This window comes from Streptomyces sp. NPDC043738 (genome assembly GCF_056436545.1).
Genome location: NZ_JBWKCJ010000022.1, coordinates 123,054 through 148,181 on the forward strand (window position 1 = coordinate 123,054; position 25,128 = coordinate 148,181).

A 25,128-nucleotide genomic window follows, 5' to 3' on the forward strand; every position below is an offset into this window, starting at 1 on the left:
AGGAGCTTCGTCCCTCCCCCGCAAGCGGGAGGTACCCCCGCCCCCGGCCGAAGCCAGGGGTATCCACGAAGGAGTCTCAATGACCGACCCGTCCCTGACCGGAAGGACCGAGCCCGCCGCCGGGCCCGCCGGGCCGGAGCCCGGGCCCCGCCCCGGCCCGCTCGCCGGGCTGCGGGTGCTCGATCTCGCCACGCTGTTCGCCGGGCCGCTCGCCGCCACCCTGCTCGGGGACTTCGGCGCCGAGGTGATCAAGGTCGAACATCCCCGGCGGCCCGACCCCGCCCGTGGCCACGGGCCCGCCAAGGACGGCGTCGGGCTGTGGTGGAAGCTGCTGGGCCGCAACAAGCGCACCATGACACTCGATCTGTCCCACCCCGCCGGCCGGGACGTCCTGCTGCGGCTGGCCGCCGGCGCGGACGTCGTCGTCGAGAACTTCCGGCCCGGGACCCTGGAGAAGTGGGGCCTGGGCTGGGAGGAGCTGTCGGCCGTCAACCCCTGCCTGGTGCTGGCCCGGGTCACCGGCTTCGGGCAGTTCGGCCCGTACGCCCGGCGTCCCGGGTTCGGCACCCTCGCCGAGGCCATGAGCGGATTCGCCGCGATCACCGGGGAGCCGGACGGTCCGCCGACCCTGCCGCCGTTCGGCCTCGCCGACGCGATCGCCGCGCTGACCACGGCGTACGCCGTGCTGACCGCGCTGCGCGGACAGGGTGCCACCGGCCGCGGCCAGGTCGTCGACCTGGCGCTGATCGAGCCGATGCTGACCGTCCTCGGCCCACAGCCCCTCTGGTACGACCAGCTGGGCCACGTCCAGCCGCGGACCGGCAACCGCTCCGCCAACGTCGCGCCGCGCAACACCTACCGCACCGCCGACGGCTCGTGGGTGGCCGTCTCCACCTCCGCGGAGTCCGTCGCCGAGCGGGTGATGCGGCTGGTCGGCCGGCCCGAGGTGATCGACGAGCCCTGGTTCGCCACCGGCGCGGGACGCGCGCGGCACGCCGACGAGCTCGACGCGGCGGTCGGCGGCTGGATCGCCCGGCACGACCGGGCCGAGGTCCTGGCCGCCTTCGACAAGGCCGAGGCGGCCGTCGCGCCGGTCTACGACATCCGCGATGTGCTGGCGGATCCCCAGTACCAGGCGCTGGGGACGATCACCGAGGTCCCGGACGAGGAGCTGGGCACGCTGCGGATGCAGAACGTGCTCTTCCGGCTCTCCGAGACTCCAGGGGCGATCCAGTGGGCCGGCCGCCCGCACGGCGCCGACACCGACCGGGTGCTGGCCGGGCTCGGCATGGACCCGGAGGAGATCGCCGGGCTGCGGGCGGCGGGCGCGCTATGACGCGGCCGCCCCGCGAGACCTCCCTCGGCACCCCGCTGACCTGGCTGTACGTGCCCGGCGACCGCCCCGGGGTGGTCGCCAAGGCGCTCGACTGCGGGGCGGATGTGGTGGTGGTCGACCTGGAGGACGCGGTCGCCCCGGACCGCAAGGGCTACGCGCTGCACGCCACCGCCGAACTGCTCGGCGACCCGGTCCCGGGCCCGTCCCCCGTCCACGTGCGGGTCAACGCGCTGGACGGCCCGCTCGCCGAGACCGAGATCCGCACCCTGGCCGCGCTGCCGGGGCTGGCCGGCCTGCGGCTGCCCAAGGTGCAGGGACCGGCCGACATCCACCGGGCGGCCGGGTGGGCGACGACGGCGGGGCCGCCCGCCGCGCCCGCCCTCGCCGGGCGTCCGGCCGCCGGGCGCAGGTGCGCTCCGGTGCCCGGCACCGCCGCGTCCGCTAGGGCCGCCCCGCAGAGCGCCACCACCGTGCTCACCCCCGCGGCCGCCACCGGCGCCGGCGCGCTGCCCGCCACCCCGGCGCTCTACGCCCTGCTCGAATCCGCGCTCGGCATCGAGCACGCCTTCGCCATCGCCACCGCGCACCCGGCGCTGCGCGGCATCGCGGTCGGCGAGGCCGATCTGAGCGCGGAGCTGGGCGTACGCGACGATGCGGGGCTGGCCTGGCCGCGCAGCCGGACCGTGGTCGCGGCCCGCGCGGCCGGGCTGCCCCCGCCGCCGCAGTCCGTCTACCCGGACGTACGCGACCTGGAGGGGCTGGCCCGCTCCAGCGTGCGGGGCCGGGCGCTGGGTTTCCTGGGCCGGGCCGCGATCCATCCGCGCCAGCTCCCCGTCATCGAGGCGGCGCATCTGCCGTCGTCCAGGGAGGTCGAGGCGGCGGAGCGGATCGTGCGGGCGGCCGCGGCACAGGGCGGGGCGCAGGCGCTGCCGGAGGGGCGGTTCGTGGACGCGGCGGTGGTCGCCGGGGCCCGGCGGGTGCTGGCGCTGGCCGAGCGGCGGGGCCGCTGAGGCACGGGGACGAAAAGGGCGCCGGCCGGATCCGATCACTCGAATCCGGCCGGCGCCGACGGCAGCCGTGGGCCGCCTCAGGACTTCTTGTTGCTGCCGCTCCCGGCGGGCTTGGCGTCGGTGTCGGAGTCGGCGGTGTCCGCCGCGTCCTTCCCCGCACCCGGCTCGTCCTCGGCGGAGTCCTCGGTCTTCGCGGTCTTCGCCGTCTTCTCGGCTTCCTCGGCCGCGGAGTCCGCGGAGTCCGTCTTCGCGGCGGGCTTCTCCCCCGCCTCCCCCGCCTTCTCGACGGAGACCTTGCCGCGCTCGCCGTCGGTCCCCTCCGCGTCCTCGCCGTCGCCGGCGGCCTCGCGCTGGGCGCGCTCCTCCAGCGCCCCGGGCTCGACGATCTCCTCGCGTCCGGGTGCCCGCTTGGCGGAGACGACGAAGTAGACGACGGCCAGGACGAAGACGATCAGCGCGGTCCAGACGTTCAGCCGCAGGCCCAGGATGTGGTGGGCCTCGTCGACCCGCATGTACTCGATCCAGGCGCGGCCCGCGCAGTAGGCGGCGACGTACAGCGCGAAGGCCCGTCCGTGGCCGAGCCGGAAGCGCTTGTCGGCCCAGATCACCAGCGCCGCGACGCCGATGCACCACAGGCTCTCGTAGAGGAAGGTCGGGTGGTAGGTGCCGCCGATGCGCCCGATGGCCGGGTCGGAGCTGATCTCCAGCGCCCACGGCAGGTCGGTCGGCTTGCCGTAGAGCTCCTGGTTGAACCAGTTGCCCCAGCGGCCGATCGCCTGGCCGAGGGCCAGACCGGGCGCCAGCGCGTCCGCGTAGGCCGGCAGCGGGATGCCGCGGCGGCGGCAGCCGATCCAGGCGCCCACCGCGCCGAGCGCGACCGCACCCCAGATGCCGAGGCCGCCCTCCCACACCTTGAGGGCGTCGATCGGATGGCCGTTCTTGCCGAAGTACGGCTCGTACGTCGTGATGACGTGGTAGAGGCGGCCGCCGACCAGTCCGAAGGGCACGGCCCACACGGCGATGTCCGCGACGGTCCCGGAGCGGCCGCCGCGCTGGATCCAGCGCTTGTTGCCGAGCCAGACGCCGACGAAGACGCCGATGATGATGCAGAACGCGTAGCCGCGCAACGGGATCGGGCCGAGATGCACGACGCCGACCGACGGGCTGGGAATGAATGCGAGGTCCATGGCAGGGACGACGCTACCGCGCCGGGCGGGGTCGGCGACAACCCGCCCGGCAACGGCTGCGTAACGACGCCCTCGGCGCAGCGTGACACCGCGTGCCCCGGGCTGCCGCGGCGCCCACCAGGCCGGTGCGCACCGAAGCGGGCCGGGACAACACAGCTAGGGCGACTCCGCCGCGCCGTTCCGCGGCGAGGCGCTCGCCGCCCCGGCGTGCTTCCGGTGGGGCGAGGCGCTCGCTCCCGCCGCCGCGCTTCTGCCCGGCGCGGCGGGTGTGCTCGCGCTCGGGGTGACGCTCCCCGGCTTCTTGCCCTTGTTGGCGGCCCAGACCAGCTTCTTGAGGACCGCGGGGGTGACCCGGCCGCTCTGTTCCTTGGCGAGGTCCTTGCCGTTGAGCAGGATGGTCGGGGTGCCGCGGTAGCCGGACTTGGTGAAGGCGTCGTTGGACTTGCGCACGAAGCCGTTGTACGTGCCGTCGTTGACGCACTTGGTGAAGGCGGGCGAGGTCAGGCCCTTGACCTTGCCGGCCAGCCGGAGGAGGTACTGCTTGTCGGCGAACTTGTCCTGCGACTCGGGCGGCTGGTGGGAGTAGAGCACGTCGTGGTAGTCGCGGAACCGCCCGGCGTCCTGGGCGCACAGAGCGGCGTTGGCGGCGTTGAGGGAGCCCTGGCCGCCCATGTTGCCGTCGATGATCGTCACGAGGTGGTACTCGCTCTTGAGCTGGCCGGAGTCCTCCAGCTCATGGGTCACCTTGCGGAATCCGGTCTCGAACTGCTGGCAGGCGGGGCAGCGGAAGTCCTCCCACACCGTCAGGGTGGAGGGGGCGTCGGGCGCACCGACGGGGACGGCGGGCCGATCACCCCCGCCGGCCTGCTTCGGGCGGGCCGTCTCGTTGTCGGTGCCGCCCTGGCCGTTGCCGGCCGCGGTGACCCACACGGCGATACCGCCGGCCATCCCCAGCACCGCCAGCAACGACCCGGCCACGATCACCTGGCGGCCGCGCCGGGCGCGTGCCTGCTCCTTCGCCCGCTGTGCCTGAATGCGCTCGCGGGCGCTTCTGCGACCCTCATGATTCGTCTGGTTCACGCCCGTGCACAACGAGGCGGAGGGGTGCCGTCGCACCCCTCCGCACCGATGTTCGCCCTATCGAGGGACCACGCGCCGGACCGCCGTGGACGCCCCGGCCGCTCGTCTAGCGGCGGTTGCGTACGCCCTCGGCCAGCTCGCCCGCCAGGGCGCGGACCCCGGCGAGGCCGGCCGCCAGGTCACCGTCCGCCGACAGCAGCCGCTTGACGAACGCCGAGCCGACGATCACCCCGTCCGCGAACTGCGCCACTTCTGCGGCCTGCTCGGGGTTGGAGACGCCGAGGCCGACGCAGACGGGGAGCCCGCGGCGGGCACCAGCGGTGGCACGGGTACGGGCCACCAGCTCCTGGGCCTCGCGGCCGACGGACTCGCGGGTTCCGGTGACCCCCATCAGCGAGGCGGCGTAGACGAAGCCGCTGCCGGCCTCGGTGATCTTGGCGAGCCGCTCGTCCCGGCTGCTGGGCGCGACCACGAAGACCGTGGCGAGTCCGTGCTGCTCGGCGGCCTTGCGCCAGGCCTCGGACTCCTCGACCGGGAGGTCCGGCAGGATGCAGCCGGCGCCGCCGGCCTCGGCCAGGTCGGCGGCGAACCGCTCCACGCCGTAGCGGTCGACGGGGTTCCAGTACGTCATGCACAGCACCGGCGCGCCGGTGGCGGCGTGCACCTCGCGGACCGTGCGGATCACGTCGACGATCTTGACGCCGCCGCGCAGCGCGATGTCGTCGGCGGTCTGGATGACCGGGCCGTCCAGGACCGGGTCGCTGTGCGGCAGGCCGACCTCGACGATGTCGCAGCCGCCGTCCAGCATCTCGGTCATCGCCCGTACGCCGCCGTCCACGGTGGGGAAGCCGGCCGGGAGGTAGCCGACGAGCGCGGCGCGGTTCTCGGTGCGGGCCTGGGCCAGCACCGCGTTCAGCAGCTCGATGTTGCCCGCCATCACTTCTCCCCCTGCTCTGCCGCGTGGGCGGCGTCCGCCGCGCTCTCGCCGTCGTACAGCCCGAAGTAGCGGGCGGCGGTGTCCATGTCCTTGTCGCCGCGGCCGGAGAGGTTGACCAGCAGCAGGCCCTCGGGGCCCAGCTCGCGGCCGACCTCCAGGGCGCCGGCCAGCGCGTGGGCGCTCTCGATCGCCGGGATGATGCCCTCGGTCCGCGACAGCAGTCGCAGCGCCTGCATCGCCGCGTCGTCGGTGACGGCGCGGTACTCGGCGCGGCCGGCGTCCTTGAGGTAGGCGTGCTCGGGGCCGATGCCGGGGTAGTCCAGGCCGGCGGAGATCGAGTACGGCTCGGTGATCTGGCCGTCCTCGTCCTGCAGGACGTAGCTGCGCGAGCCGTGCAGGATGCCGGGGGTGCCCTCGGTGAGGGTGGCGGCGTGCTCGCCGGTCTCCACGCCGTGGCCGCCCGGCTCGCAGCCGATCAGGCGGACGCCGGTGTCGGGGAGGAAGGCGTGGAAGAGGCCGATGGCGTTGGAGCCGCCGCCGACGCAGGCGAGGGCGGCGTCCGGCAGGCGGCCCGCGCGCTGGAGGATCTGGCGGCGGGCCTCGACGCCGATGACGCGGTGGAAGTCGCGGACCAGGGCCGGGAAGGGGTGCGGCCCGGCGACCGTGCCGAAGAGGTAGTGGGTGCGGTCGACGTTGGCGACCCAGTCGCGGAAGGCCTCGTTGATGGCGTCCTTGAGGGTGCGGCTGCCGGACTTCACGGCGATGACCTCGGCGCCGAGCATCCGCATCCGGGCGACGTTGAGGGCCTGGCGCTCGGTGTCGATCTCGCCCATGTAGATGGTGCAGTCGAGGCCGAAGAGGGCGCAGGCGGTGGCGGTGGCGACGCCGTGCTGGCCGGCGCCGGTCTCGGCGATGACCCGGGTCTTGCCCATCCGCTTGGTGAGCAGCGCCTGGCCCAGCACATTGTTGATCTTGTGTGAGCCGGTGTGGTTGAGGTCCTCGCGCTTGAGGAACACCCGGGCCCCGCCGGCGTGTTCGGCGAACCGCGGCACCTCGGTGAGCGCGCTGGGGCGCCCGGTGTAGTTGACCATCAGGTCGTCGAGCTCGGCCGCGAACGCGGGGTCCGCCTTGGCCTTCTCGTACTCGGCGGCGACCTCGTCGACCGCGGCGACCAGCGCTTCGGGGATGAACTTGCCGCCGAAGGCACCGAAGTAGCCCTCGGGGCTGGGCACGCGCCCCTCGGGGTCGGGAAGGAAGAAATCGGAGGACATCTGACGCACTCCTAGGCCGGGGCGTTCACCCCGGAAAGTCCGGTTATGTCGGGAGAGGGCACATCACGGTATGCGGCGCGCGACACGGTGGCCCGCTGCCACCGCACGGTGGTTCACCGCCACCGTGGCGCCGGCAGGGGGCCGACGCGTCAGCGCGCGGCGGCCGTGCGCCATCGGCGCCCGTTGATCTGTCCCGGTTCCGAACCGATGTGGTAGCGCACCCGACGTCCGTGGACCCGGCGTGCCGGTGCCCGGCACCCGCGCGGCCGGCACCCGCGTCCCAGCGCCGCGTGCCGCCCGTCCCCGGCGGCCGCGGCGAGCAGCACGGCGGGGCCGGAGCGGTGGCCCGGGCGGCGGATGCGGGAGGCGGCGGTCATGTCGGTGATCCGGGCGGTCAGGACCGACCGTGGCGGATCGCCGGGTGGGAGCCCGCGGCGACCAGGTCGGCGACCGCGGTCTTGGGGTCCTTGCCGGTGACCAGCGACTCGCCGACCAGCACCGCGTCCGCGCCGTCGTTGGCGTACGCGATCAGGTCGTGCGGCCCGCGGACACCGGACTCGGCGATCTTGACGATGTGGTCGGGGATCTCGGGGGCGACCCGGGCGAAGTTGCCGCGGTCGACCTCCAGGGTCTTGAGGTTGCGGGCGTTGACGCCGATGATCCGGGCGCCGGCGTCCACCGCGCGGGCGACCTCTTCCTCGTCGTGCACCTCGACCAGCGGCGTCAGCCCGATCGACTCGGCCCGCTCGATCAGCGAGACCAGGGCCTCCTGCTCCAGCGCGGAGACGATCAGCAGGGCGAGGTCGGCGCCGTAGGCCCGGGCCTCCCACAGCTGGTAGGCGGTGACGATGAAGTCCTTGCGCAGCACGGGGATGTCGACCCGGGCGCGGACGGCCTCCAGGTCGGCCAGCGAGCCGCCGAAGCGGCGCTGCTCGGTGAGGACGGAGATGACCGCGGCGCCGCCCGCCTCGTAGTCGGCGGCCAGACCGGCCGGGTCGGCGATCGCGGCGAGCGCGCCCTTCGACGGGCTGGAACGCTTCACCTCGCAGATCACCGTGACGCTCTCGCCCTTGAGTGCCGCGACACCGTCCATCACGGGGCGTGCCTTGCGGGCCCGCTCCTTGAGCTCGTCGAGGGAGACGCGCGCCTGCCGCTCAGCGAGGTCGGCGCGGACCCCGTCGATGATCTCGTCGAGCACACTCACGCGAGCGGCCTCCTTCTTGAGCGGCGGCGGTGGACAGCGGCCTGTGGGACGAGCTGTCCCATCCGGCTCTCCGATGGTATCCGCCATGGGATGCAGGTCTCGCATCCGGTTGACGGCGGTCCCACAAGCTGGACATCTCCGGGGCCCCGGGTCACGGTGCCAGACCGCTGCCGAAGGGGAGGTTGCGGACGACCGTGAAGGCCAGCAGCAGCCCGCCCAGGGCCCACCAGTGGACGGCGCGCGGGCGGGGGCCCGGCGTACGGCGGCCCCGGGCGGCACGGCCGAGCCAGACCACCCAGAAGACCGCGCAGGCCGCGAAGCCGGCCACCGCGAGCGCATTGGCGCCCAGGGCGGCGGCCAGGTCGCCGTGCGCGAGGGCGTGGGCGCTGCGCAGGCCGCCGCAGGCCGGGCAGTACACGCCGGTGAGGTGCAGCAGCGGGCAGACGGGATAGTGGCCGGGCTCGTTCGGGTCGACGGCCCCGACGGCGGCGAAGGCGGCGGCGACGACCGCGAGGGCTCCCAGGGGCGCCGCGAGACGGCGGGGCACGCCGCCCGCCGGGCGGGCTTCCTGCCGGGCCTGCGCCAGGGGATCGCTCACGTGCCGATTGTGCTGCCATGCGCGCGAAGGCGCAGCTTCTCGGCCGCCGTACGGGGTGTGCACGGACGGCGGGCACGGCACCCGCGGGTGCGTACGGGCCGGGAAGCGGCGCCTTCGGGGAGGTGCGAGGTGGCGCCGGGACCCGGCGCCACGGGGAGCGTGGTCAGCTCTCCTGCGGCTGCGCCTGGACGGCCGGCTTCGCCGAGCGCTTGGGCTCCTGGCCCAGGCCGGCCGCGCGCATCAGCCCACCCACCACGGCACCGGCGGCGATCAGCACCATGCCGGCCCAGAAGCCCGGCACGCTGTTCAGCACGATGAAGGCTCCGGCGACACAGAAGCCGATGAACGAGATGATGACGCCGGTCCAGGCGGCGGGGGTGTGTCCGTGGCCACTGCTCGACATTGACTGCTCCTCGTTGCTCTCTCGCGCCTGGGTCGGGGCGCGGTGATCCTCGCGGTCCATTGTCACCGATGCCGCGGCGGCCCCCCTTACCGGGTGGGGTCCTCGCCGCGGTCCAGGGACTTCCAGATCTCCTCCGGACGGTCCGGATCCGGGGCGGCCGCGGCGCGCCGCGGACCCCGGGCGCCGCCGGGCGTGCGCTCGTATCGGCCCGACATCGCAGGCCAATGGCGCCCGTACACCAGCGCCAGCAGCCCGGCGATCAGCAGCAGCAGGCCGCCGGCCGCGGCCACCCACGGCCAGCCGGTGTGCGTGACGTGATGCACATCGGCGCCGGTCAGGCCGACCGCGGTGGCGGCCTTCTCGCGCAGCGCCGAGGTGTCGGCGTTGCCCAGCACCGCGGCGGCGACGACGCCGGCGCCGCTGAGCGCGAGCAGCGCGGCCACCGCGATCCGGCCGGCCCGGCGGACCGCGAAGACCGCGACCAGCGCGGCCAGGCCGACGACGGCCAGCGCGCCGGGCACGCCGGTGACGTCCGCGCCGGTCACGGTGCGCGGCAGCTCGCCCTGGGCCAGCACCGCGGAGCCCCGGGCCCAGATGCGGCCGGAGGCCAGCAGCGCCAGGCCCGCGCCGGCCGCGCCGGCCAGCAGGGCCAGGGCCAGGCTGCGCCTGGCGTTGCGGGGCGCGGGGGCCGGCGCCGGCGCGGGGGCGGGCGCGGCGTCTGTGGGGGTCTGGGGTGCGGCACTCACGCGTACCACTATCGCGCACCGGCCGGCACGGCCCGGCGCGCGGGGTGGCACCGGGCCGCGCGGCCGGCTACTTCCCCAGGTGGTTCGCCGTGTAGACCGCGCGCAGCACCGCGGCCGCCTTGTTACGGCACTCGGTGTCCTCGGCCACCGGGTCGGAGTCGGCGACCACGCCGGCGCCCGCCTGGACGTAGGCGGTGCCGCCGCGCAGCAGTGCCGTGCGGATCGCGATGGCGGTGTCGGAGTCCCCCGCGAAGTCGAGGTAGCCCACACAGCCGCCGTACAGACCGCGCCGGGTCGGCTCCAGCTCCTCGATGATCTGCATGGCGCGCGGCTTGGGGGCGCCGGAGAGGGTGCCGGCCGGGAAGCAGGCGGTGAGCACGTCGAAGGCGGTACGGCCCTCGGCCACCGTTCCGGTGACCGTGGAGACGATGTGCATCACATGGCTGTAGCGCTCGACGGACATGAAGTCGACGACCTCGACGCTGCCCGGCTCGCAGACCCGGCCCAGGTCGTTGCGGCCCAGGTCGACCAGCATCAGATGCTCGGCGCGCTCCTTGGGGTCGGCCATCAGCTCGTCCGCCAGGGCCTGGTCCTCCGGGACGGAGGAGCCGCGCGGGCGGGTGCCGGCGATGGGGTGGACCATGGCACGGCCGGCCTCGACCTTCACCAGCGCCTCGGGGCTGGAGCCGACCACGTCGAAGGCGCTGTCCGGGCCGTCGCCGCCCTCGAAGCGGAAGAGGTACATGTACGGGCTGGGGTTGGTGGCCCGCAGCACCCTGTAGACGTCCAACGCGCTTGCCGTGCACGGGGTTTCGAAGCGCTGGGAGGGCACGACCTGGAAGGCCTCACCGGCCCGGATGCGCTCTTTGACGTCCTCGACGGCCTCCTGGTAGGCGGCGCCGCCCCATTCGACGGTGAACGGCGGGACCTGCGACGGCGGCAGGGCCGCGGCACTGGCGTGCGCGGGCCGGGCCAGGTCGTCGGCCATGGTGTCCAGGCGGGCCACGGCGTCCGCGTAGGCCTCGTCGATGCCGGTGTCGAGGTCGTTGTGGTTGATCGCGTTGGCGATCAGCAGGACCGTGCCGCTCCAGTGGTCGAGGACGGCGAGGTCGGAGGTGAGCAGCATGCTCAGTTCCGGCAGCCGGAGGTCGTCGGTGGTGCTGTCGCCGATCTTCTCCAGGCGGCGTACGACGTCGTAGCCGAGGTAGCCGACCATGCCGCCGGTGAACGGCGGCAGCCCCGCGTCCTCGATGAGGTCGCGGGGGGTGTGCAGCGCCTCGACGGTGGCGCGCAGCGCGTCGAGCGGGTCGCCGTCGGTGGGGAGGCCGACCGGCGGGGTGCCGAGCCAGTGCGCCTGTCCGTCGCGGGTGGTCAGGGTGGCGGCGCTGCGGACGCCGATGAAGGAGTAGCGCGACCACGTGCGGCCGTTCTCGGCGGACTCCAGCAGGAAGGTGCCGGGGCGCTCGGCGGCGAGTTTGCGGTAGAGCCCGACCGGAGTGTCGCCGTCCGCGAGCAGGCGCCGGGTGACGGGGATGACCCGCCGGTCCTTGGCGAGGGTGCGGAAGGTGTCGAGGTCCGGATTGGCGGTGCCGGTGGTTCCCGTGGTCATGGCAGCGGAGCCTACTGGTCCCGGTCGGCCTCGGTGGCCAGCACATCCGCGTCGAAGCAGGTGCGCGCGCCGGTGTGGCAGGCGGCGCCGACCTGGTCGACCTTGACCAGGACGGTGTCCGCGTCGCAGTCCAGCGCCACCGATTTCACGTACTGGAAGTGGCCGGAGGTGTCGCCCTTGACCCAGTACTCCTGGCGGCTGCGGCTCCAGTACGTGCAGCGCCCGGTGGTCAGGGTGCGGTGCAGCGCCTCGTCGTCCATCCACCCCATCATCAGCACCTCGCCGGTGTCGTACTGCTGGGCGATGGCGGGGACCAGGCCGTCGGCGCCGCGCTTGAGGCGGGCGGCGACGGCGGGGTCCAACAGGGAGTCGGCGGCGGTGGTGCGGCTGCTGGTCATGGGTCCATTGTGCCGTGCGGCATCCTGCAGACATGCCTCCTTCGCCGCCCGTGCCACCACCGCCGCCGGATCCGGACCGCGCCGCGCGGGTGGCGGCGCTGGTGCTGGCGGCGGTGTTCGTGGCGGCGCTGGTGGTGGCCGTGGTGGTGGCGGTGGTGGTGCTGCGGACGTAGGGGGTGTCCGTGTCCGCGACGTCCCCTCGTCCGCCCGCGGGGCCCGGAATACGCCCCACACCCGCCGCGTTGTGGCCCCGCAGGGGGCGTCCGCACCCCCTACGGGATGCGTTCGACCACCCCCTGGGTGCCCCCGCCCCGGGTGCCCCCGGCCCCCGCCCCGCTCACACCCCCAGCTTGGCCGCCATCAGCCGCTCGATCGCTTCCTTGTCCCCCTCCAGCTCCACCTCGGCGGCCTGCTGCCGGCCGAAGGCGAACATGGTCAGCTCGCCCGGCTCCCCGACGACGGTGACCACCGGGGTGCCGCGGTGCGCCACCGCGGTCCGGCCGTCCGGCCGCCGCAGCACGAGCCCCACCGGCGACTTGCGGCCGAGCAGCCGGGCCATCCGTTCGAGCCTGGACCACAGGGCGTCGGCGAAGACCGGGTCCGGCTCGCGCGGGCCGAAGTCCGGCTGCGCCCGCCGCACGTCCTCGGCGTGGACGTAGAACTCGACCGTGTTGGACGCCTCGTCGACCTGCTTCAGCGAGAACGGCGAGAACCGCGGCGGCCCGGTCCTGATCAGCTGGATCAGCTCCTCGTACGGCTTGGCGGCGAACTCCGCCTGCACCCGCCCCAGCCGGGCCGCCAGCGGCTTGACCAGCAGCCCGCCGGCCGCGTCGGCGCGCCGCTCGCGCACCACCACGTGCGCGGCCAGGTCCCGCGCGGTCCAGTTCTCACACAGGGTCGGCGCCTCGGGTCCCGCGCTCTCCAACAGGTCGGCGAGAAGGAGCCGTTCACGCTTGGCATGGGTCGACATGCCGCCAGCCTACGACCGGGCCGGATCACCTGCCACGGCGCCGCGCGCCCCGGCGCTCAGGGCCCCCGGTTCGAGGCGCTGCCGCAGGATCCGCTCCAGCTCGCGGGCGGCGCGCGGCGGGGAGACGTCGCCGCGGTGGGCGACGGAGACCACGCGGTGCATGCCGGGGGTCGCGAAGCGGGTGACGCGCAGCCCGGAGCGCTCGGCGACCATGCTGGGGACGACGGCGATGCCGAGCCCGGCCCGTACGAAGCCGAGGACCGCGTCCATCTCGCCGCCCTCGACGGTGAAGGTGGGTTCGAAGCCGGCCGCGCGGCACGCGGCGGTGGTGAATTCCCGCAGGTCGTAGCCTCGGCGGAACATCGCCAGTGGGCGGCCGCGGAGGTCCTCGACCAGGATGCGGGTGCGGCGCCCGCCCGGTGGGGCGGGCCGGTCCGGTGCGGAGACCACGACGAGTTCCTCGCGCAGCAGGTCGGAGGTGGCCAGCGCCGGGGCCTGGTCCGGGAGCGGGGTGATGATCAGGGCCAGGTCCAGTTCGCCGTCGGCCAGCGCGCGGACGAGGTCCTGCGAGCCGTCCTCGGTGACGAGCAGGTCGACGCCGGGATAGGTGGCGTGGAAGGCGCTCAGGACGTCGGGGACGAGGCTGGCGCAGAGGCTGGGCGGGGCACCGAGGCGGAGCCGGCCGCGGCGCAGCTGGGCGACCTCCTGCACCTCGCGGCGGGCGGTCTCGGTGTCGGCGAGGATCCGCCGGGCGAGCGGCAGCAGGGTCTCGCCGGCGTCGGTGAGGGTGATGTGGCCGCGGGCGCGGTGGAACAGCTCGGCGCCCAACTCCCTTTCCAGGGAGCGGATTTGCTGGGAGAGGGAGGGCTGGGCGACGTGCTCGCGCTCGGCGGCGCGGGTGAAGTGGCGGGTGTCGGCCACGGCGGTGAAGTAGCGGAGCTGCTGCAGCTGCATAAGGCGAATGTAAAGCATCGATAGGCCTGGCCTATGGAGATGAGCCGGACCATGTCTTGGACTGATGGGTAGCCCGGTCCCTACCGTCGGGACCCATGGCACTGGACACACGGACGGAACGACGGCCGTCGAAGGAGAATCGCGCACGACAGCGCTCCGTGAGAGGCGGTGGCCGGGCGACGGGCGGGCGGGCGTTCTGGGACTCGTCCGTCGGCAAGAAGACGGTGATGGCCGTCAGCGGACTGATCATGCTGCTCTACTTGGTCGTCCACATGATCGGCAACCTGAAGATCTTCTTCGGGTCGGGCGAGTTCAACCACTACGCGCACTGGCTGCGCACGGTCGGCGAGCCCTTCATGCACTACGAGTGGACGCTGTGGCTGATCCGCGTCGTCCTCGTGGCCGCCGTCGTCGCCCACGCCACGTCCGCGTACCAGCTCAGCCGCCGCGGCATCAAGGCGCGCCCCGGCAACTACGTGCACAAGCGGCCGCGCGCCAGTTACGCCACCCGCACCATGCGCTGGGGCGGGATCATCCTCGGCCTGTTCATCGTGTGGCACGTCCTGGACCTGACGACCGGCACGGTGCACCCGAACGGCTTCCAGGCCGGGCACCCGTACCAGAACGTCGTCGACACCTTCTCGACCTGGTACGGCAACGTCGTCTACATCGTCGCGATGGTCGCCCTCGGCTTCCACATCCAGCACGGGTTCTGGAGCGCCGCGCAGACCCTCGGCGTCGGCAGCCGCGCCCGCGACCGCGCCCTGAAGACCGCCGGCAACGTCCTCGCCGTACTGCTCACGCTCGGCTTCGTCGCCGTGCCCGTGGGCGTCATGAGCGGATTGGTGAGCTGAATCCATGACCACGTACTCGCAGTACGCGACCGGGGAGCCGGTCGTCGACACCAAGGCCCCGTCCGGACCCGTCAACGAGCGCTGGGACACCCGCCGCTTCGAGGCGAAGCTGGTCAACCCCGCCAACCGCCGCAAGCACACCGTCATCGTCGTCGGCACCGGCCTGGCGGGCGGCTCGGCGGGCGCCACGCTCGCCGAACAGGGCTACCACGTCGTGCAGTTCTGCTACCAGGACTCACCGCGCCGGGCGCACTCCATCGCCGCGCAGGGCGGCATCAACGCGGCGAAGAACTACCGCAACGACGGCGACTCGGTGCACCGGCTGTTTTACGACACCGTCAAGGGCGGCGACTTCCGGGCGCGGGAATCCAATGTGCACCGGCTCGCGCAGATATCCGTCGAGATCATCGACCAGTGCGTGGCCCAGGGCGTGCCGTTCGCCCGTGAGTACGGCGGGCTGCTCGACACCCGGTCGTTCGGCGGGGTGCAGGTGTCCCGGACGTTCTACGCCCGGGGCCAGACGGGGCAGCAGCTGCTGCTCGGCGCCTACCAGGCGCTGTCCCGGCAGATCGCGGCGGGCAACGTCGAGATGCACCCCCGTACCGAGATGCTCGACCTCGTCGTCGTGGACGGCAAGGCGCGCGGCATCGTCGCCCGCGACCTGGTCACCGGCAAGATCGACACCTACTTCGCGGACGCCGTCGTCCTCGCGTCCGGCGGCTACGGCAACGTCTTCTACCTCTCGACGAACGCCATGAACTCCAACGCCACCGCCGCGTGGCGGGCGCACCGCCGCGGCGCCTACTTCGCCAACCCGTGCTTCACCCAGATCCACCCGACCTGCATCCCGCGCACCGGCGACCACCAGTCGAAGCTGACGCTGATGAGCGAGTCGCTGCGCAACGACGGACGGATCTGGGTGCCCAAGGCCAAGGGGGACACCCGTCCGGCGCACCAGATCCCCGAGGACGAGCGCGACTACTACCTGGAGCGCATCTACCCGTCGTTCGGCAACCTCGTGCCCCGTGACATCGCCTCGCGGGCCGCGAAGAACGTGTGCGACGAGGGCCGGGGCGTCGGGCCCGGCGGGCAGGGGGTCTACCTCGACTTCGCCGACGCCATCCAGCGCATGGGCCGCAAGGCCGTCGAGGCCAAGTACGGCAACCTCTTCGACATGTACCAGCGGATCACCGACGAGGATCCGTACCGGGTGCCCATGCGGATCTACCCGGCCGTGCACTACACGATGGGCGGGCTGTGGGTCGACTACGACCTGCAGACCACCGTCCCCGGCCTGTTCGCGATCGGCGAGGCCAACTTCTCCGACCACGGCGCCAACCGGCTCGGCGCGTCCGCCCTCATGCAGGGCCTGGCCGACGGCTACTTCGTGCTGCCGGCCACCATCAACGACTACCTCGCGAGGAACCCGCACAAGGACGAGGTGAACGCCGAGCACCCCGCCACCGTCGAGGTCGTGCGGGAGACCGAGGAGCGGCTCGCGCGGCTGCTCGCCGTCGACGGCGACCGCACCCCGGACTCCTTCCACCGCGAACTCGGCGAGCTGATGTGGGAGTTCTGCGGTATGGCCCGCACCGACGAGGGTCTGCGCAAGGCCCTGGACCGCATCCCGCAGATCCGCGAGGAGTTCTGGCGCCGCATCAAGGTGCCCGGTACCGGCGAGGAGTTCAACCAGTCCCTGGAGAAGGCCAACCGCATCGTCGACTACCTGGAGCTCGCCGAGCTGATGTGCCTCGACGCGCTGCACCGCGCCGAGTCCTGCGGCGGCCACTTCCGCGAGGAGTCGCAGACTCCCGACGGCGAGGCCGCCCGCCAGGACGAGGAGTTCTCCTACGCGGCCGCCTGGGAGTTCACCGCCACCGGCGACGCCCCCGTCCTGCACAAGGAAGACCTGGTCTTCGAGTACGTCCACCCCACCCAGCGGAGCTACGCATGAGGCTCACCCTGCGCGTCTGGCGCCAGAAGAACGCCGACGCCCCCGGCGCCATGTCCACGTACGAGGTGGACGGCATCTCGCAGGACATGTCGTTCCTGGAGATGCTCGACACCCTCAACGAGGAGCTGATCCTCAAGGGCGACGATCCGGTCGCCTTCGACCACGACTGCCGCGAGGGCATCTGCGGCGCCTGCTCGCTGGTCATCAACGGCGACGCGCACGGCCCGGAGCGCACCACCACCTGCCAGCTGCACATGCGGTCCTTCAAGGACGGCGACACCATCGACATCGAGCCGTGGCGCGCCTCGGCCTTCCCCGTCGTCAAGGACCTGGTGGTCGACCGCACGGCCTTCGACCGCATCATCCAGGCCGGCGGCTACATCACCGCGCCGACCGGTGCCGCGCCCGAGGCGCATGCGACGCCGGTGCCCAAGCCGGACGCCGACTTCGCCTTCGAGCACGCCGAGTGCATCGGCTGCGGCGCGTGCGTGGCGGCCTGCCCGAACGGCGCGGCGATGCTGTTCACCTCCGCGAAGGTCAACCACCTCAACGTGCTGCCGCAGGGCTCGCCCGAGCGGGAGAGCCGGGTGCTGGACATGGTGGCGCAGATGGACGAGGAGGGCTTCGGCGGCTGCACGCTCGCCGGCGAGTGCGCCACGGCCTGCCCCAAGGGCATCCCGCTGTTCAGCATCACCAGGATGAACCGCGAGTTCGTCCGGGCGGCGCGCAAGGGGCGCTGAGCGGTACCGGGGCGCGGCCGGGGTTCTCCTCCGGCCGCGCCGCGTGCTTTCAGCGGACCGGGTGGCCCGCCTCCCGCAGTGCGTCCTTGACCTGGGGGATGCGCAGGTCACCGAAGTGGAAGACGGAGGCGGCCAGTACGGCGTCGGCGCCGGCGGCGACGGCCGGGGCGAAGTCCGAGAGCTTCCCGGCGCCGCCCGACGCGATCACCGGGACGGTGACGTGCTTGCGGACGGCCTCGATCATCTCGACGTCGTAGCCGTCCTTGGTGCCGTCGGCGTCCATGGAGTTCAGCAGGATCTCGCCGGCGCCCAGCTCGGCGGCGCGGTGGGCCCATTCGACGGCGTCGATGCCGGTGCCGCGGCGGCCGCCGTGGGTGGTGACCTCGAATCCGGACGGGGTGCCGGCGTCGGTGCGGCGGGCGTCGACGGACAGCACCAGCACCTGGCGTCCGAAGCGCTCGGCGATCTCGTGGATCACCTCGGGGCGGGCGATGGCGGCGGTGTTGACGCCGACCTTGTCGGCGCCCGCGCGCAGCAGTTTGTCGACGTCCTCGGGGGTGCGGACGCCGCCGCCGACGGTGAGCGGGATGAAGACCTGCTCGGCGGTGCGGCGGACCACGTCGTAGGTGGTCTCGCGGTTGCCGGAGGAGGCGGTGATGTCGAGGAAGGTCAGCTCGTCGGCGCCCTCCTCACCGTAGATCTTCGCCATCTCGACGGGGTCGCCGGCGTCCCTGAGGTTCTGGAAGTTGACGCCCTTGACGACCCGGCCGTTGTCGACGTCCAGGCAGGGGATGACTCGTACGGCCAGGGTCATGACGCGGGGGCCTCTCTGTACGCCTCCAGTTCGACCTCGACGACCAGGCGGGGGTCGACGAAGCCGGAGACGATGATCATGGATGCGGCGGGGCGGACGGAGTCGAACAGCTCCTTGTGAGCGCGTCCGACCTCGTCCACGTCCCGGGCATGGGTCAGGTACATACGGGTGCGTACGACGTCGTCACGGCCGAGACCGACCTGCTCCAGCGCCGACAGCGCGGCCTGGAAGGAGGTGACCGCCTGCTCGTAGGGGTCGGCGGCGACGACCTGCCCGTCGATGACGGAGGTGCAGCCGGAGACCAGCACCAGGCCGTTGGGCAGCTCCACCGCGCGGGAGCGGCCGAAGGCGTCCGCCCAGGGGTCCTCGGTCCGCGGGTCGCCGGCCGTGAAGCGGCGTACGCCACTCATGACGCCACGGCCTCCAGGGCCTGCTCCAGCGTGAACGCCTTGGCGTAGAGCGCCTTTCCGACGATCGCGCCCTCGACGCCCTCGGGCACCAGTGAGGCGATCGCCCGCAGGTCGTCGAGGGAGGACACGCCGCCGGAGGCGACGACCGGGCGGTCGGTGGCGGCGCACACGTTGCGCAGCAGGTCGAGGTTGGGGCCCTGGAGGGTGCCGTCCTTGTTGATGTCGGTGACGACGTAGCGGGCGCAGCCCTCGGAGTCCAGGCGGGCCAGCGTCTCGTAGAGGTCGCCGCCGTCGCGGGTCCAGCCGCGGCCGCGCAGCGTCGTACCGCGTACGTCCAGGCCGACCGCGATCCGGTCGCCGTACTCGGCGATGATCTTGGCGACCCACTCGGGGTTCTCCAGGGCCGCGGTGCCGATGTTGACGCGGGTGCAGCCGGTGGCCAGGGCGGCGGCCAGCGAGTCGTCGTCGCGGATGCCGCCGGACAGCTCGACCTTGATGTCCATGGAGCGGGCGACCTCGGCGATCTGCGCGCGGTTGTCGCCGGTGCCGAAGGCCGCGTCGAGGTCGACGAGGTGCAGCCACTCGGCGCCGGCCCGCTGCCAGGCGAGGGCCGCCTGGAGCGGGTCGCCGTAGGAGGTCTCGGAGCCGGACTCGCCGTGGACCAGGCGGACGGCCTGGCCGTCGCGGACGTCGACGGCGGGGAGGAGTTCAAGCTTCGGCATCTGGGGGCTCACAGGGTGTTGATCCAGTTGGTCAGGAGCTGGGCGCCGGCGTCGCCGGACTTCTCGGGGTGGAACTGGGTGGCCCACAGCGGGCCGTTCTCGACGGCGGCCACGAACGGCTCGCCGTGCGTGGCCCAGGTGACCTTCGGAGCGGCGATGTGCGGGTTGCCGACCTCCAGCTCCCAGTCGTGCACCGCGTAGGAGTGCACGAAGTAGTAGCGGGTGTCGGCGGGCAGGCCGGCGAAGAGCCGCGAGCCCTCGGGGGCGTCGACGGTGTTCCAGCCCATGTGCGGGACGACGTCGGCCTTCAGCGGGCCGACGGTGCCGGGCCACTCGTCCAGGCCCTCGGTCTCCACGCCGTGCTCGATGCCCCGGCCGAAGAGGATCTGCATGCCGACGCAGATGCCCATCACGGGGCGGCCGCCGGACAGCCGGCGGCCGACGACCCAGTCGCCGCGGGCCTCGCGCAGTCCGCGCATGCAGGCGGCGAACGCGCCGACGCCGGGGACCAGCAGCCCTTCGGCGTTCATCGCCCGGTCGTAGTCCCGGGTGATCTCCACGTCGGCGCCGACGTGTGCCAGGGCGCGCTCGGCGGAGCGGACGTTGCCGAAGCCGTAGTCGAAGACGACGACCTTCTTACGGGGTGCGGCGGCGGTCAATTCCACACCTCCAGCCGCAGCACGCCGGCTACCAGGCACATCGCCGAGCCGACGGACAGCAGCACGATCAGGCTCTTGGGCAGCTGCTGCTTCCAGAAGGAGTAGACGCCGCCGAGGAGGAACAGGCCGACGAGGATGAAGACGGTGGACAGACCGTTCACGGGACTACAGCGCTCCCTTGGTGGAGGGAATGATGCCCGCGGCGCGCGGGTCGCGCTCGCTGGCGTAGCGCAGGGCCCGGGCCAGCGCCTTGAACTGGCACTCCACGATGTGGTGGGCGTTGCGGCCGTAGGGAACGTGGATGTGCAGCGCTATCTGGGCCTGCGCCACGAAGGACTCGAAGATGTGCCGGGTCATCGTCGTGTCGTACGAGCCGATCATCGGCGCCATGTTCTCCGGCTCGGTGTGCACCAGATACGGGCGGCCGGAGAGGTCGACGGTCACCTGGGCGAGCGACTCGTCCAGCGGGACGGTGCAGTTGCCGAAGCGGTAGATGCCGGACTTGTCGCCGAGGGCCTGCTTGAAGGCGGCGCCCAGCGCGAGGGCGGTGTCCTCGATGGTGTGGTGGGTGTCGATGTGCAGATCGCCGTCGGTCTTGACCTTGAGGTCGAACAGGCCGTGCCGGCCGAGCTGGTCGAGCATGTGGTCGTAGAAGCCGACGCCGGTCGCCACGTCCACCTCGCCCCTGCCGTCGAGGTCGATCTCGACGAGCACGGACGTTTCCTTCGTTGTGCGCTCCACGCGTCCTACGCGGGTCATCGCTCGTTCTCCTTCAAGCTGCGTTCTTTGAACAGCGTGCGAACCGCGTCGAGGAACGCGTCGTTCTCGGCCGGGGTGCCTGCGGTGACCCGCAGCCAGCCCGGTACGCCGTTGTCACGGACCAGTACGCCCTGATCGAGGATCGCCCGCCAGGCGGCGTGGGCGCCGCCCTCGCCGTCGAATCGGCCGAACTGCACGAAGTTGGCGTCGGAGGCGGTGACCTCGCAGCCGATCGTCCGCAGCTCGGTGACCAGGCGGTCCCGTTCGGCCTTGAGCTGTTCGACGTACTTCAGGAGCGTATCGGTGTGCTCCAGCGCGGCCAGGGCGGTGGCCTGGGTGACCGACGAGAGGTGGTACGGCAGCCGGACGAGCTGGACGGCGTCGACCACGGCCCGGTCGGCGGCGAGGTACCCCAGCCGCAGGCCGGCCGCCCCGAACGCCTTGGACATGGTCCGCGAGACCACCAGATTCGGCCGGCCCTCGATCAGCGGGAGCAGCGAGGGGCGGTGGCTGAACTCGCCGTAGGCCTCGTCGATCACCACCAGCGCCCCGGCCGTGTCGGCCTTGGCGGCCTGCGCCGCCTCGTACAGCGCGAGCACCGTCTCCGCCTCGACGGCGGTGCCGGTGGGGTTGTTGGGCGAGCAGACGAAGACCACGTCGGGCCGGCGCTCGGCGATGGCCTGCCGGGCCGCCGCCACGTCGATGGTGAAGTCGTCGTTGCGCGGGCCGGAGATCCACTCCGTGCCCGTGCCGCGCGAGATCAGGCCGTGCATGGAGTACGAGGGCTCGAAGCCGATGGCCGAGCGGCCCGGGCCGCCGAAGGTCTGCAGCAGCTGCTGGATGATCTCGTTCGACCCGTTGGCCGCCCAGACCTGGTCCATGGCGACCTCGTGGCCGCCGGTGCGGGTGAGGTAGCGGGCCAGTTCGGTGCGCAGCTCGACCGCGTCGCGGTCGGGGTAGCGGTTGAGCTGCCGGGCGGCCTCGGTCACCCGCTCGGCGATCCGGGCGACCAGCGGCTCGGGCAGCGGATAGGGGTTCTCGTTGGTGTTCAGGCGTACCGGCACGTCCAGCTGCGGGGCGCCGTAGGGGGACTTGCCGCGCAGCTCGTCCCGGATGGGGAGATCGTCGATGCGGGTCACGTGCCTGCTCACTTGCTCTGGGGGACCTTCCAGCCGAACCTTGCCTTGATCGCCGCGCCGTGGGCCGGGAGGTCCTCGGCCTCGGCGAGGGTCACCACGTGGTGGGCGACCTCGGCCAGTGCGTCGCGGGTGTAGTCCACGACATGGATGCCGCGCAGGAAGGACTGCACGGAGAGCCCCGAGGAGTGGCAGGCGCAGCCGCCGGTGGGAAGGACGTGGTTGGAGCCGGCGCAGTAGTCGCCGAGCGAGACCGGGGCGTACGGGCCGACGAAGATCGCGCCGGCGTTGCGGACCCGGGCCGCCACCGCGGCGGCGTCGGCGGTCTGGACCTCCAGGTGCTCGGCGCCGTAGGCGTCCACGACCCGCAGGCCCTCGTCGATGCCGTCGACCAGGACGATGGCGGACTGCCGGCCGGCCAGGGCCGGGGCGATCCGGTCCTCGACGTGCCGGGTCGCCGCGATCTGCGGTGCGAGCTCCTGCTCGGTCTTCTCCGCCAGCGCGACCGAGTCGGTGACCAGGACGGCGGCGGCCATAGGGTCGTGCTCGGCCTGGCTGATCAGGTCGGCGGCGACGTGCGCTGGGTCGGCGGTGTCGTCCGCGAGGATCGCGATCTCGGTGGGCCCGGCCTCGGAGTCGATGCCGATCCGGCCCTTGAGCAGGCGCTTGGCCGCGGCGACGTAGATGTTGCCGGGGCCGGTGACGAGGTTGACGGGCGGGCACTCCTCGGTGCCGTAGGCGAACATCGCGATGGCCTGGGCGCCGCCGGCGGCATAGACCTCGTCCACGCCGAGCAGCGCGCAGGTCGCCAGGATCGTCGGGTGCGGCAGGCCCTCGAAGTCCGCCTGCGGGGGCGAGCTCACGGCCAGGGACTCGACGCCGGCCTCCTGCGCGGGGACCACGTTCATCACGACGGACGAGGGGTAGACCGAGCGGCCGCCCGGTACGTACAGCCCCACCCGCTCGACGGGGACCCAGCGCTCGGTGACCGTGCCGCCGGGGACGACCTTGGTGGTGACGTCGCTGCGGCGCTGCTCGCGGTGGACGGTCCGGGCGCGCCGGATGGACTCCTCCAGGGCGGCGCGGACGGCCGGATCCAGCTCCTCCAGGGCGGTCTTGAGGGCCTCGGCGGGAACCCGTACCCGCTCGATCTCGACACCGTCGAACCGCCGCGCGTACTCGATCAGCGCCGCGGTGCCGCGATGGCGTACGTCCTCGCAGATGGGCCGCACCTTCTCCAGGGCGGCTTCCACGTCGAACTCGGCACGGGGCAGCAGGTCGCGCAGGGCGCCACCCTCGGGGAGGGCGTCACCGCGCAGATCGATTCGGGAGATCACCTCCCCAGTGTCTCAGACCCGCTCCCTGGCCCGAGCCGCCGTATCACTCAGTGATACACAGCGACGCACGGCCCGGACGCACGGTCACCCGGCCCCGTGAAGTTGACCGGAGTTGGCCCTGACCACGCGTGTTCAAGCAGTCACGGGGCGGGCAAGGGCCACGTAGCGGCGCACGGGGAGACCTGCGGGACGTGTGCGGTGCCGCGCGCAGACCACGCGCGAAGTGCGTCCGAACAGGTCGCGACACACCACGGGATGGCAAGGGGGACACAGTGACCGAGCCCAGGGACGGCGACGCGCCCGCCGACCTGCGACTGACGTCGGCGGAATGGAGCATGTGGCAGGCCTTCCGCAACGGCAGCACCTGCGATCTGCACATCGGCGACCCGGTGCGCGACGATCCGCACGGGCAGCATCTGTGGGGTCCCGAGCGCCGGGTGCGGGCCCGGGTCGTGGCGCTGCTGCTGCTCGACGGGCCGCCCGCGCAGCCGGGCCGGGTGTCGGCGCTCAAGCTCACCGGGGCGTACATCACGGACACTCTCGACGTTGCGGGCGGCACGATCGAGCCATTCGTGGAGCTGCGGGACTGCCGCTTCGAGGCCGAGGTGGTGCTGCCGGAGAGCCGGTTCACCACGCTGCGGCTGGTGAACTGCGCGATACCCCGGCTGGAGGCGGCCCGGCTGCACACCGAGGGAGACCTCCACCTGCCCCGCTGCGTCGTGCAGTCCGGCATCCGCCTCACCGACGCGCACATCGGCACCGACCTGATGCTCAACCAGACGGTCGTCCACAAGGACCGCCAGGGCCGGTCGATCATGGCGGACGGGCTGACCGTCACCCAGGACCTCCAGGCCGAGATGCTGGAGTCCTACGGCGAGCTGTCGCTGCGCGGCGCCACCGTCGGCGTCTCGCTGAGCCTGCGCGGCAGCCATCTGAGCAACCCCTTCGGCCGCCGGGCGCTGAACGCCCCCCAGCTCACCGTCGAGCGCACCCTCTACCTGACCGCCGCGGGCCTGGCCAACTCCCCCTTCTCCAGCAGCGCCACTCCCCCCTACGGCATCGCGCACACCCCCTCGCGGGGCACCCGTTTGCAGCGCTTCGAGTGCGAGGGCGGGATGCGGCTGGACGACGGACGGTTCGGCGACGCCGTGGACCTCGAGCACGCCCGCTTCATCATGGAGTCCGACCAGGAACTCTCGCTGCGCCGCATCCAGACCCCCGAGCTGCGCTTCCTCGGTGAACGGCCGCAGCGCGGACGGGTCATCCTCTCCGGCGCCCGGGTGGTCAACCTCGTCGACAAGTCGGCGAGCTGGCCGGGGCTGGGCGGGCTGTGGATGGCCGGCTTCGCCTACGAGACGCTGATCCCGCGCGGCCACTTCCCGCTCTCGCAGCGGCTGCAGTGGGTGGCCGCGGCGACCCCCGAGTACGCGCCCGAGCCGTACGAGATGCTCGCCACCTCGCTGCGCCGCAGCGGTGAGGACTCCGACGCCCGGGAGGTGCTGCTGGCCAAGCAGCGGCGACGCCGCGAGACGCTGCCGCTGGCGGCGAAGGCCTGGGGCTTTCTGCAGGACTGGACGGTGGCCTACGGCTACCGTCCCGGGCGGGCCGCGGTCTGGATGGCCATCCTGTGGGCGATCGGCACGGTCTACTTCTCGACGTCCCCGCCACCGCCCCTCAAACCGGGCGAGGCACCCCCCTGGAACCCGTACCTCTACGCCCTCGACCTGCTGCTGCCGGTGATCGACCTCAACCAGGGCGCCGCCTGGAAACCGGGCGGCACCGCCCAGTGGGCGGCGGCCGTACTGATCCTCGCCGGCTGGGTCCTGGCGACGACGGTGGCCGCGGGTGCGTCGCGCCTGCTGCGGCGGGCCTAGCCGCTGCGCTTGGCCCGCTTCCCACGTTTTTGGCTGCGGCGCCGTGCGCCGTCCCGCCGTTGCGCCTGCGGCGGTAGCCGACGGATCCGATACGCCCCCACCGGCCTGTCTTCCCACCCACCCACGGGAGGTGACGGCCCTGCGGGGCAGGGGTGTGGGACGTAAA

Annotated in this window: 28 protein-coding genes; 7 read left to right on the plus strand and 21 right to left on the minus strand. The window is 73.0% G+C overall.

Going from position 1 to position 25,128, the window contains the following annotated elements:
• The first annotated feature begins 79 nt into the window (after window positions 1-79).
• Both AC0680_RS26285 and AC0680_RS26290 read left to right on the plus strand, forming a co-directional pair.
• Complete coding sequence (locus AC0680_RS26285; RefSeq protein WP_478633138.1) at window positions 80-1,336, plus strand: CaiB/BaiF CoA transferase family protein; 1,257 nt, start codon at window positions 80-82, stop codon at window positions 1,334-1,336.
• Window positions 1,333-2,346, plus strand: coding sequence for an HpcH/HpaI aldolase/citrate lyase family protein (locus AC0680_RS26290; RefSeq protein WP_478633139.1), 1,014 nt, complete (start codon window positions 1,333-1,335; stop codon window positions 2,344-2,346). The genes AC0680_RS26285 and AC0680_RS26290 overlap by 4 nt, the downstream gene beginning before the upstream one ends.
• A gap of 77 nt (window positions 2,347-2,423) precedes the next feature.
• Here the strand turns inward: AC0680_RS26290 and lgt are convergent, their stop codons facing one another.
• From lgt to hisI, 11 genes are all read right to left on the minus strand, one after another.
• Window positions 2,424-3,533, minus strand: a complete 1,110-nt coding sequence (lgt, locus tag AC0680_RS26295) for a prolipoprotein diacylglyceryl transferase (protein WP_478633141.1) — start codon at window positions 3,531-3,533, stop codon at window positions 2,424-2,426.
• Window positions 3,534-3,689: 156 nt separating this feature from the next.
• Window positions 3,690-4,613, minus strand: a complete 924-nt coding sequence (locus tag AC0680_RS26300; protein ID WP_478633143.1) for a DsbA family protein — start codon at window positions 4,611-4,613, stop codon at window positions 3,690-3,692.
• Window positions 4,614-4,719: 106 nt separating this feature from the next.
• Window positions 4,720-5,550 (minus strand): tryptophan synthase subunit alpha, encoded by an 831-nt coding sequence (gene trpA / locus AC0680_RS26305; protein ID WP_478633145.1) that lies wholly within the window; start codon window positions 5,548-5,550, stop codon window positions 4,720-4,722.
• Window positions 5,550-6,821: a tryptophan synthase subunit beta gene (trpB, locus tag AC0680_RS26310; protein ID WP_478633148.1), complete on the minus strand. Its 1,272-nt coding sequence runs from the start codon at window positions 6,819-6,821 to the stop codon at window positions 5,550-5,552. The genes trpA and trpB overlap by 1 nt, the downstream gene beginning before the upstream one ends.
• 149 nt (window positions 6,822-6,970) lie before the next feature.
• Window positions 6,971-7,198 (minus strand): tryptophan biosynthesis modulator TrpM, encoded by a 228-nt coding sequence (trpM, locus tag AC0680_RS26315; RefSeq protein WP_478633150.1) that lies wholly within the window; start codon window positions 7,196-7,198, stop codon window positions 6,971-6,973.
• A 17-nt stretch (window positions 7,199-7,215) separates the two neighbouring features.
• On the minus strand, window positions 7,216-8,025 hold the full coding sequence (gene trpC, locus AC0680_RS26320) for an indole-3-glycerol phosphate synthase TrpC (RefSeq protein ID WP_478633151.1): 810 nt from the start codon (window positions 8,023-8,025) through the stop codon (window positions 7,216-7,218).
• 151 nt (window positions 8,026-8,176) lie between these two features.
• Window positions 8,177-8,623 (minus strand): DUF2752 domain-containing protein, encoded by a 447-nt coding sequence (locus AC0680_RS26325; RefSeq protein WP_478633153.1) that lies wholly within the window; start codon window positions 8,621-8,623, stop codon window positions 8,177-8,179.
• Window positions 8,624-8,786: 163 nt separating this feature from the next.
• Window positions 8,787-9,026: an HGxxPAAW family protein gene (locus AC0680_RS26330; protein WP_384442395.1), complete on the minus strand. Its 240-nt coding sequence runs from the start codon at window positions 9,024-9,026 to the stop codon at window positions 8,787-8,789.
• 86 nt (window positions 9,027-9,112) lie between these two features.
• Window positions 9,113-9,772 (minus strand): TIGR02234 family membrane protein, encoded by a 660-nt coding sequence (locus AC0680_RS26335; protein ID WP_478633157.1) that lies wholly within the window; start codon window positions 9,770-9,772, stop codon window positions 9,113-9,115.
• Between the two features lie 67 nt (window positions 9,773-9,839).
• Window positions 9,840-11,381, minus strand: coding sequence for an anthranilate synthase component I (locus tag AC0680_RS26340; RefSeq protein ID WP_478633160.1), 1,542 nt, complete (start codon window positions 11,379-11,381; stop codon window positions 9,840-9,842).
• A gap of 11 nt (window positions 11,382-11,392) precedes the next feature.
• Entirely contained in the window at window positions 11,393-11,779 is a 387-nt protein-coding gene (gene hisI, locus AC0680_RS26345; RefSeq protein ID WP_384442402.1) for a phosphoribosyl-AMP cyclohydrolase, read from the minus strand.
• 32 nt (window positions 11,780-11,811) lie between these two features.
• Here hisI and AC0680_RS26350 point away from each other — a divergent pair, with 32 nt between their 5' ends.
• A complete protein-coding gene (locus AC0680_RS26350) occupies window positions 11,812-11,952 on the plus strand; it encodes a hypothetical protein (protein ID WP_478633164.1) in 141 nt (46 codons plus the stop codon).
• A 164-nt stretch (window positions 11,953-12,116) separates the two neighbouring features.
• Here AC0680_RS26350 and AC0680_RS26355 read toward each other — a convergent pair whose 3' ends face one another.
• Window positions 12,117-12,749: a TIGR03085 family metal-binding protein gene (locus tag AC0680_RS26355; protein WP_478633167.1), complete on the minus strand. Its 633-nt coding sequence runs from the start codon at window positions 12,747-12,749 to the stop codon at window positions 12,117-12,119.
• Between the two features lie 9 nt (window positions 12,750-12,758).
• On the minus strand, window positions 12,759-13,703 hold the full coding sequence (locus tag AC0680_RS26360) for a LysR family transcriptional regulator (RefSeq protein WP_478633170.1): 945 nt from the start codon (window positions 13,701-13,703) through the stop codon (window positions 12,759-12,761).
• A 95-nt stretch (window positions 13,704-13,798) separates the two neighbouring features.
• Between AC0680_RS26360 and AC0680_RS26365 the strand changes: the two genes are divergently transcribed.
• From AC0680_RS26365 to AC0680_RS26375, 3 genes are read left to right on the plus strand one after another with little or no spacing between them, the layout of a single operon-like run.
• A complete protein-coding gene (locus AC0680_RS26365) occupies window positions 13,799-14,557 on the plus strand; it encodes a succinate dehydrogenase (RefSeq protein WP_478633171.1) in 759 nt (252 codons plus the stop codon).
• A 4-nt stretch (window positions 14,558-14,561) separates the two neighbouring features.
• Window positions 14,562-16,511, plus strand: a complete 1,950-nt coding sequence (locus AC0680_RS26370; protein WP_478633172.1) for a fumarate reductase/succinate dehydrogenase flavoprotein subunit — start codon at window positions 14,562-14,564, stop codon at window positions 16,509-16,511.
• Entirely contained in the window at window positions 16,508-17,251 is a 744-nt protein-coding gene (locus tag AC0680_RS26375) for a succinate dehydrogenase/fumarate reductase iron-sulfur subunit (protein WP_478633175.1), read from the plus strand. The genes AC0680_RS26370 and AC0680_RS26375 overlap by 4 nt, the downstream gene beginning before the upstream one ends.
• A gap of 49 nt (window positions 17,252-17,300) precedes the next feature.
• On the opposite strand, the gene hisF is transcribed toward AC0680_RS26375, so the two are convergent.
• From hisF to hisD, 8 genes are read right to left on the minus strand one after another with little or no spacing between them, the layout of a single operon-like run.
• Window positions 17,301-18,065, minus strand: a complete 765-nt coding sequence (gene hisF / locus AC0680_RS26380) for an imidazole glycerol phosphate synthase subunit HisF (protein WP_478633177.1) — start codon at window positions 18,063-18,065, stop codon at window positions 17,301-17,303.
• Entirely contained in the window at window positions 18,062-18,475 is a 414-nt protein-coding gene (locus AC0680_RS26385) for a Rid family hydrolase (RefSeq protein WP_478633180.1), read from the minus strand. Before AC0680_RS26385 ends, hisF begins: the two co-directional genes overlap by 4 nt.
• Window positions 18,472-19,197, minus strand: coding sequence for a bifunctional 1-(5-phosphoribosyl)-5-((5-phosphoribosylamino)methylideneamino)imidazole-4-carboxamide isomerase/phosphoribosylanthranilate isomerase PriA (priA, locus tag AC0680_RS26390; RefSeq protein WP_468981712.1), 726 nt, complete (start codon window positions 19,195-19,197; stop codon window positions 18,472-18,474). Before priA ends, AC0680_RS26385 begins: the two co-directional genes overlap by 4 nt.
• Window positions 19,198-19,205: 8 nt before the next feature.
• The gene (gene hisH, locus AC0680_RS26395; protein ID WP_478633183.1) at window positions 19,206-19,856 is read right to left on the minus strand and encodes an imidazole glycerol phosphate synthase subunit HisH; all 651 of its coding nucleotides are present in this window, start codon (window positions 19,854-19,856) and stop codon (window positions 19,206-19,208) included.
• Window positions 19,853-20,017: a hypothetical protein gene (locus tag AC0680_RS26400; RefSeq protein ID WP_384442435.1), complete on the minus strand. Its 165-nt coding sequence runs from the start codon at window positions 20,015-20,017 to the stop codon at window positions 19,853-19,855. Before AC0680_RS26400 ends, hisH begins: the two co-directional genes overlap by 4 nt.
• 4 nt (window positions 20,018-20,021) lie before the next feature.
• Window positions 20,022-20,615, minus strand: coding sequence for an imidazoleglycerol-phosphate dehydratase HisB (gene hisB / locus AC0680_RS26405; RefSeq protein ID WP_393494084.1), 594 nt, complete (start codon window positions 20,613-20,615; stop codon window positions 20,022-20,024).
• Window positions 20,612-21,754 carry a histidinol-phosphate transaminase gene (locus AC0680_RS26410; protein ID WP_478633199.1) on the minus strand — a complete coding sequence of 381 codons (1,143 nt, stop codon included), beginning with the start codon at window positions 21,752-21,754 and terminating at the stop codon, window positions 20,612-20,614. The genes hisB and AC0680_RS26410 overlap by 4 nt, the downstream gene beginning before the upstream one ends.
• Before the next feature lie 8 nt (window positions 21,755-21,762).
• Window positions 21,763-23,088 carry a histidinol dehydrogenase gene (gene hisD / locus AC0680_RS26415; protein WP_478633186.1) on the minus strand — a complete coding sequence of 442 codons (1,326 nt, stop codon included), beginning with the start codon at window positions 23,086-23,088 and terminating at the stop codon, window positions 21,763-21,765.
• A gap of 272 nt (window positions 23,089-23,360) precedes the next feature.
• On the opposite strand from hisD, the gene AC0680_RS26420 reads away from it, so the two are divergent.
• Window positions 23,361-24,962 (plus strand): oxidoreductase, encoded by a 1,602-nt coding sequence (locus AC0680_RS26420; RefSeq protein ID WP_478633188.1) that lies wholly within the window; start codon window positions 23,361-23,363, stop codon window positions 24,960-24,962.
• Window positions 24,963-25,128: the final 166 nt, after the last annotated feature.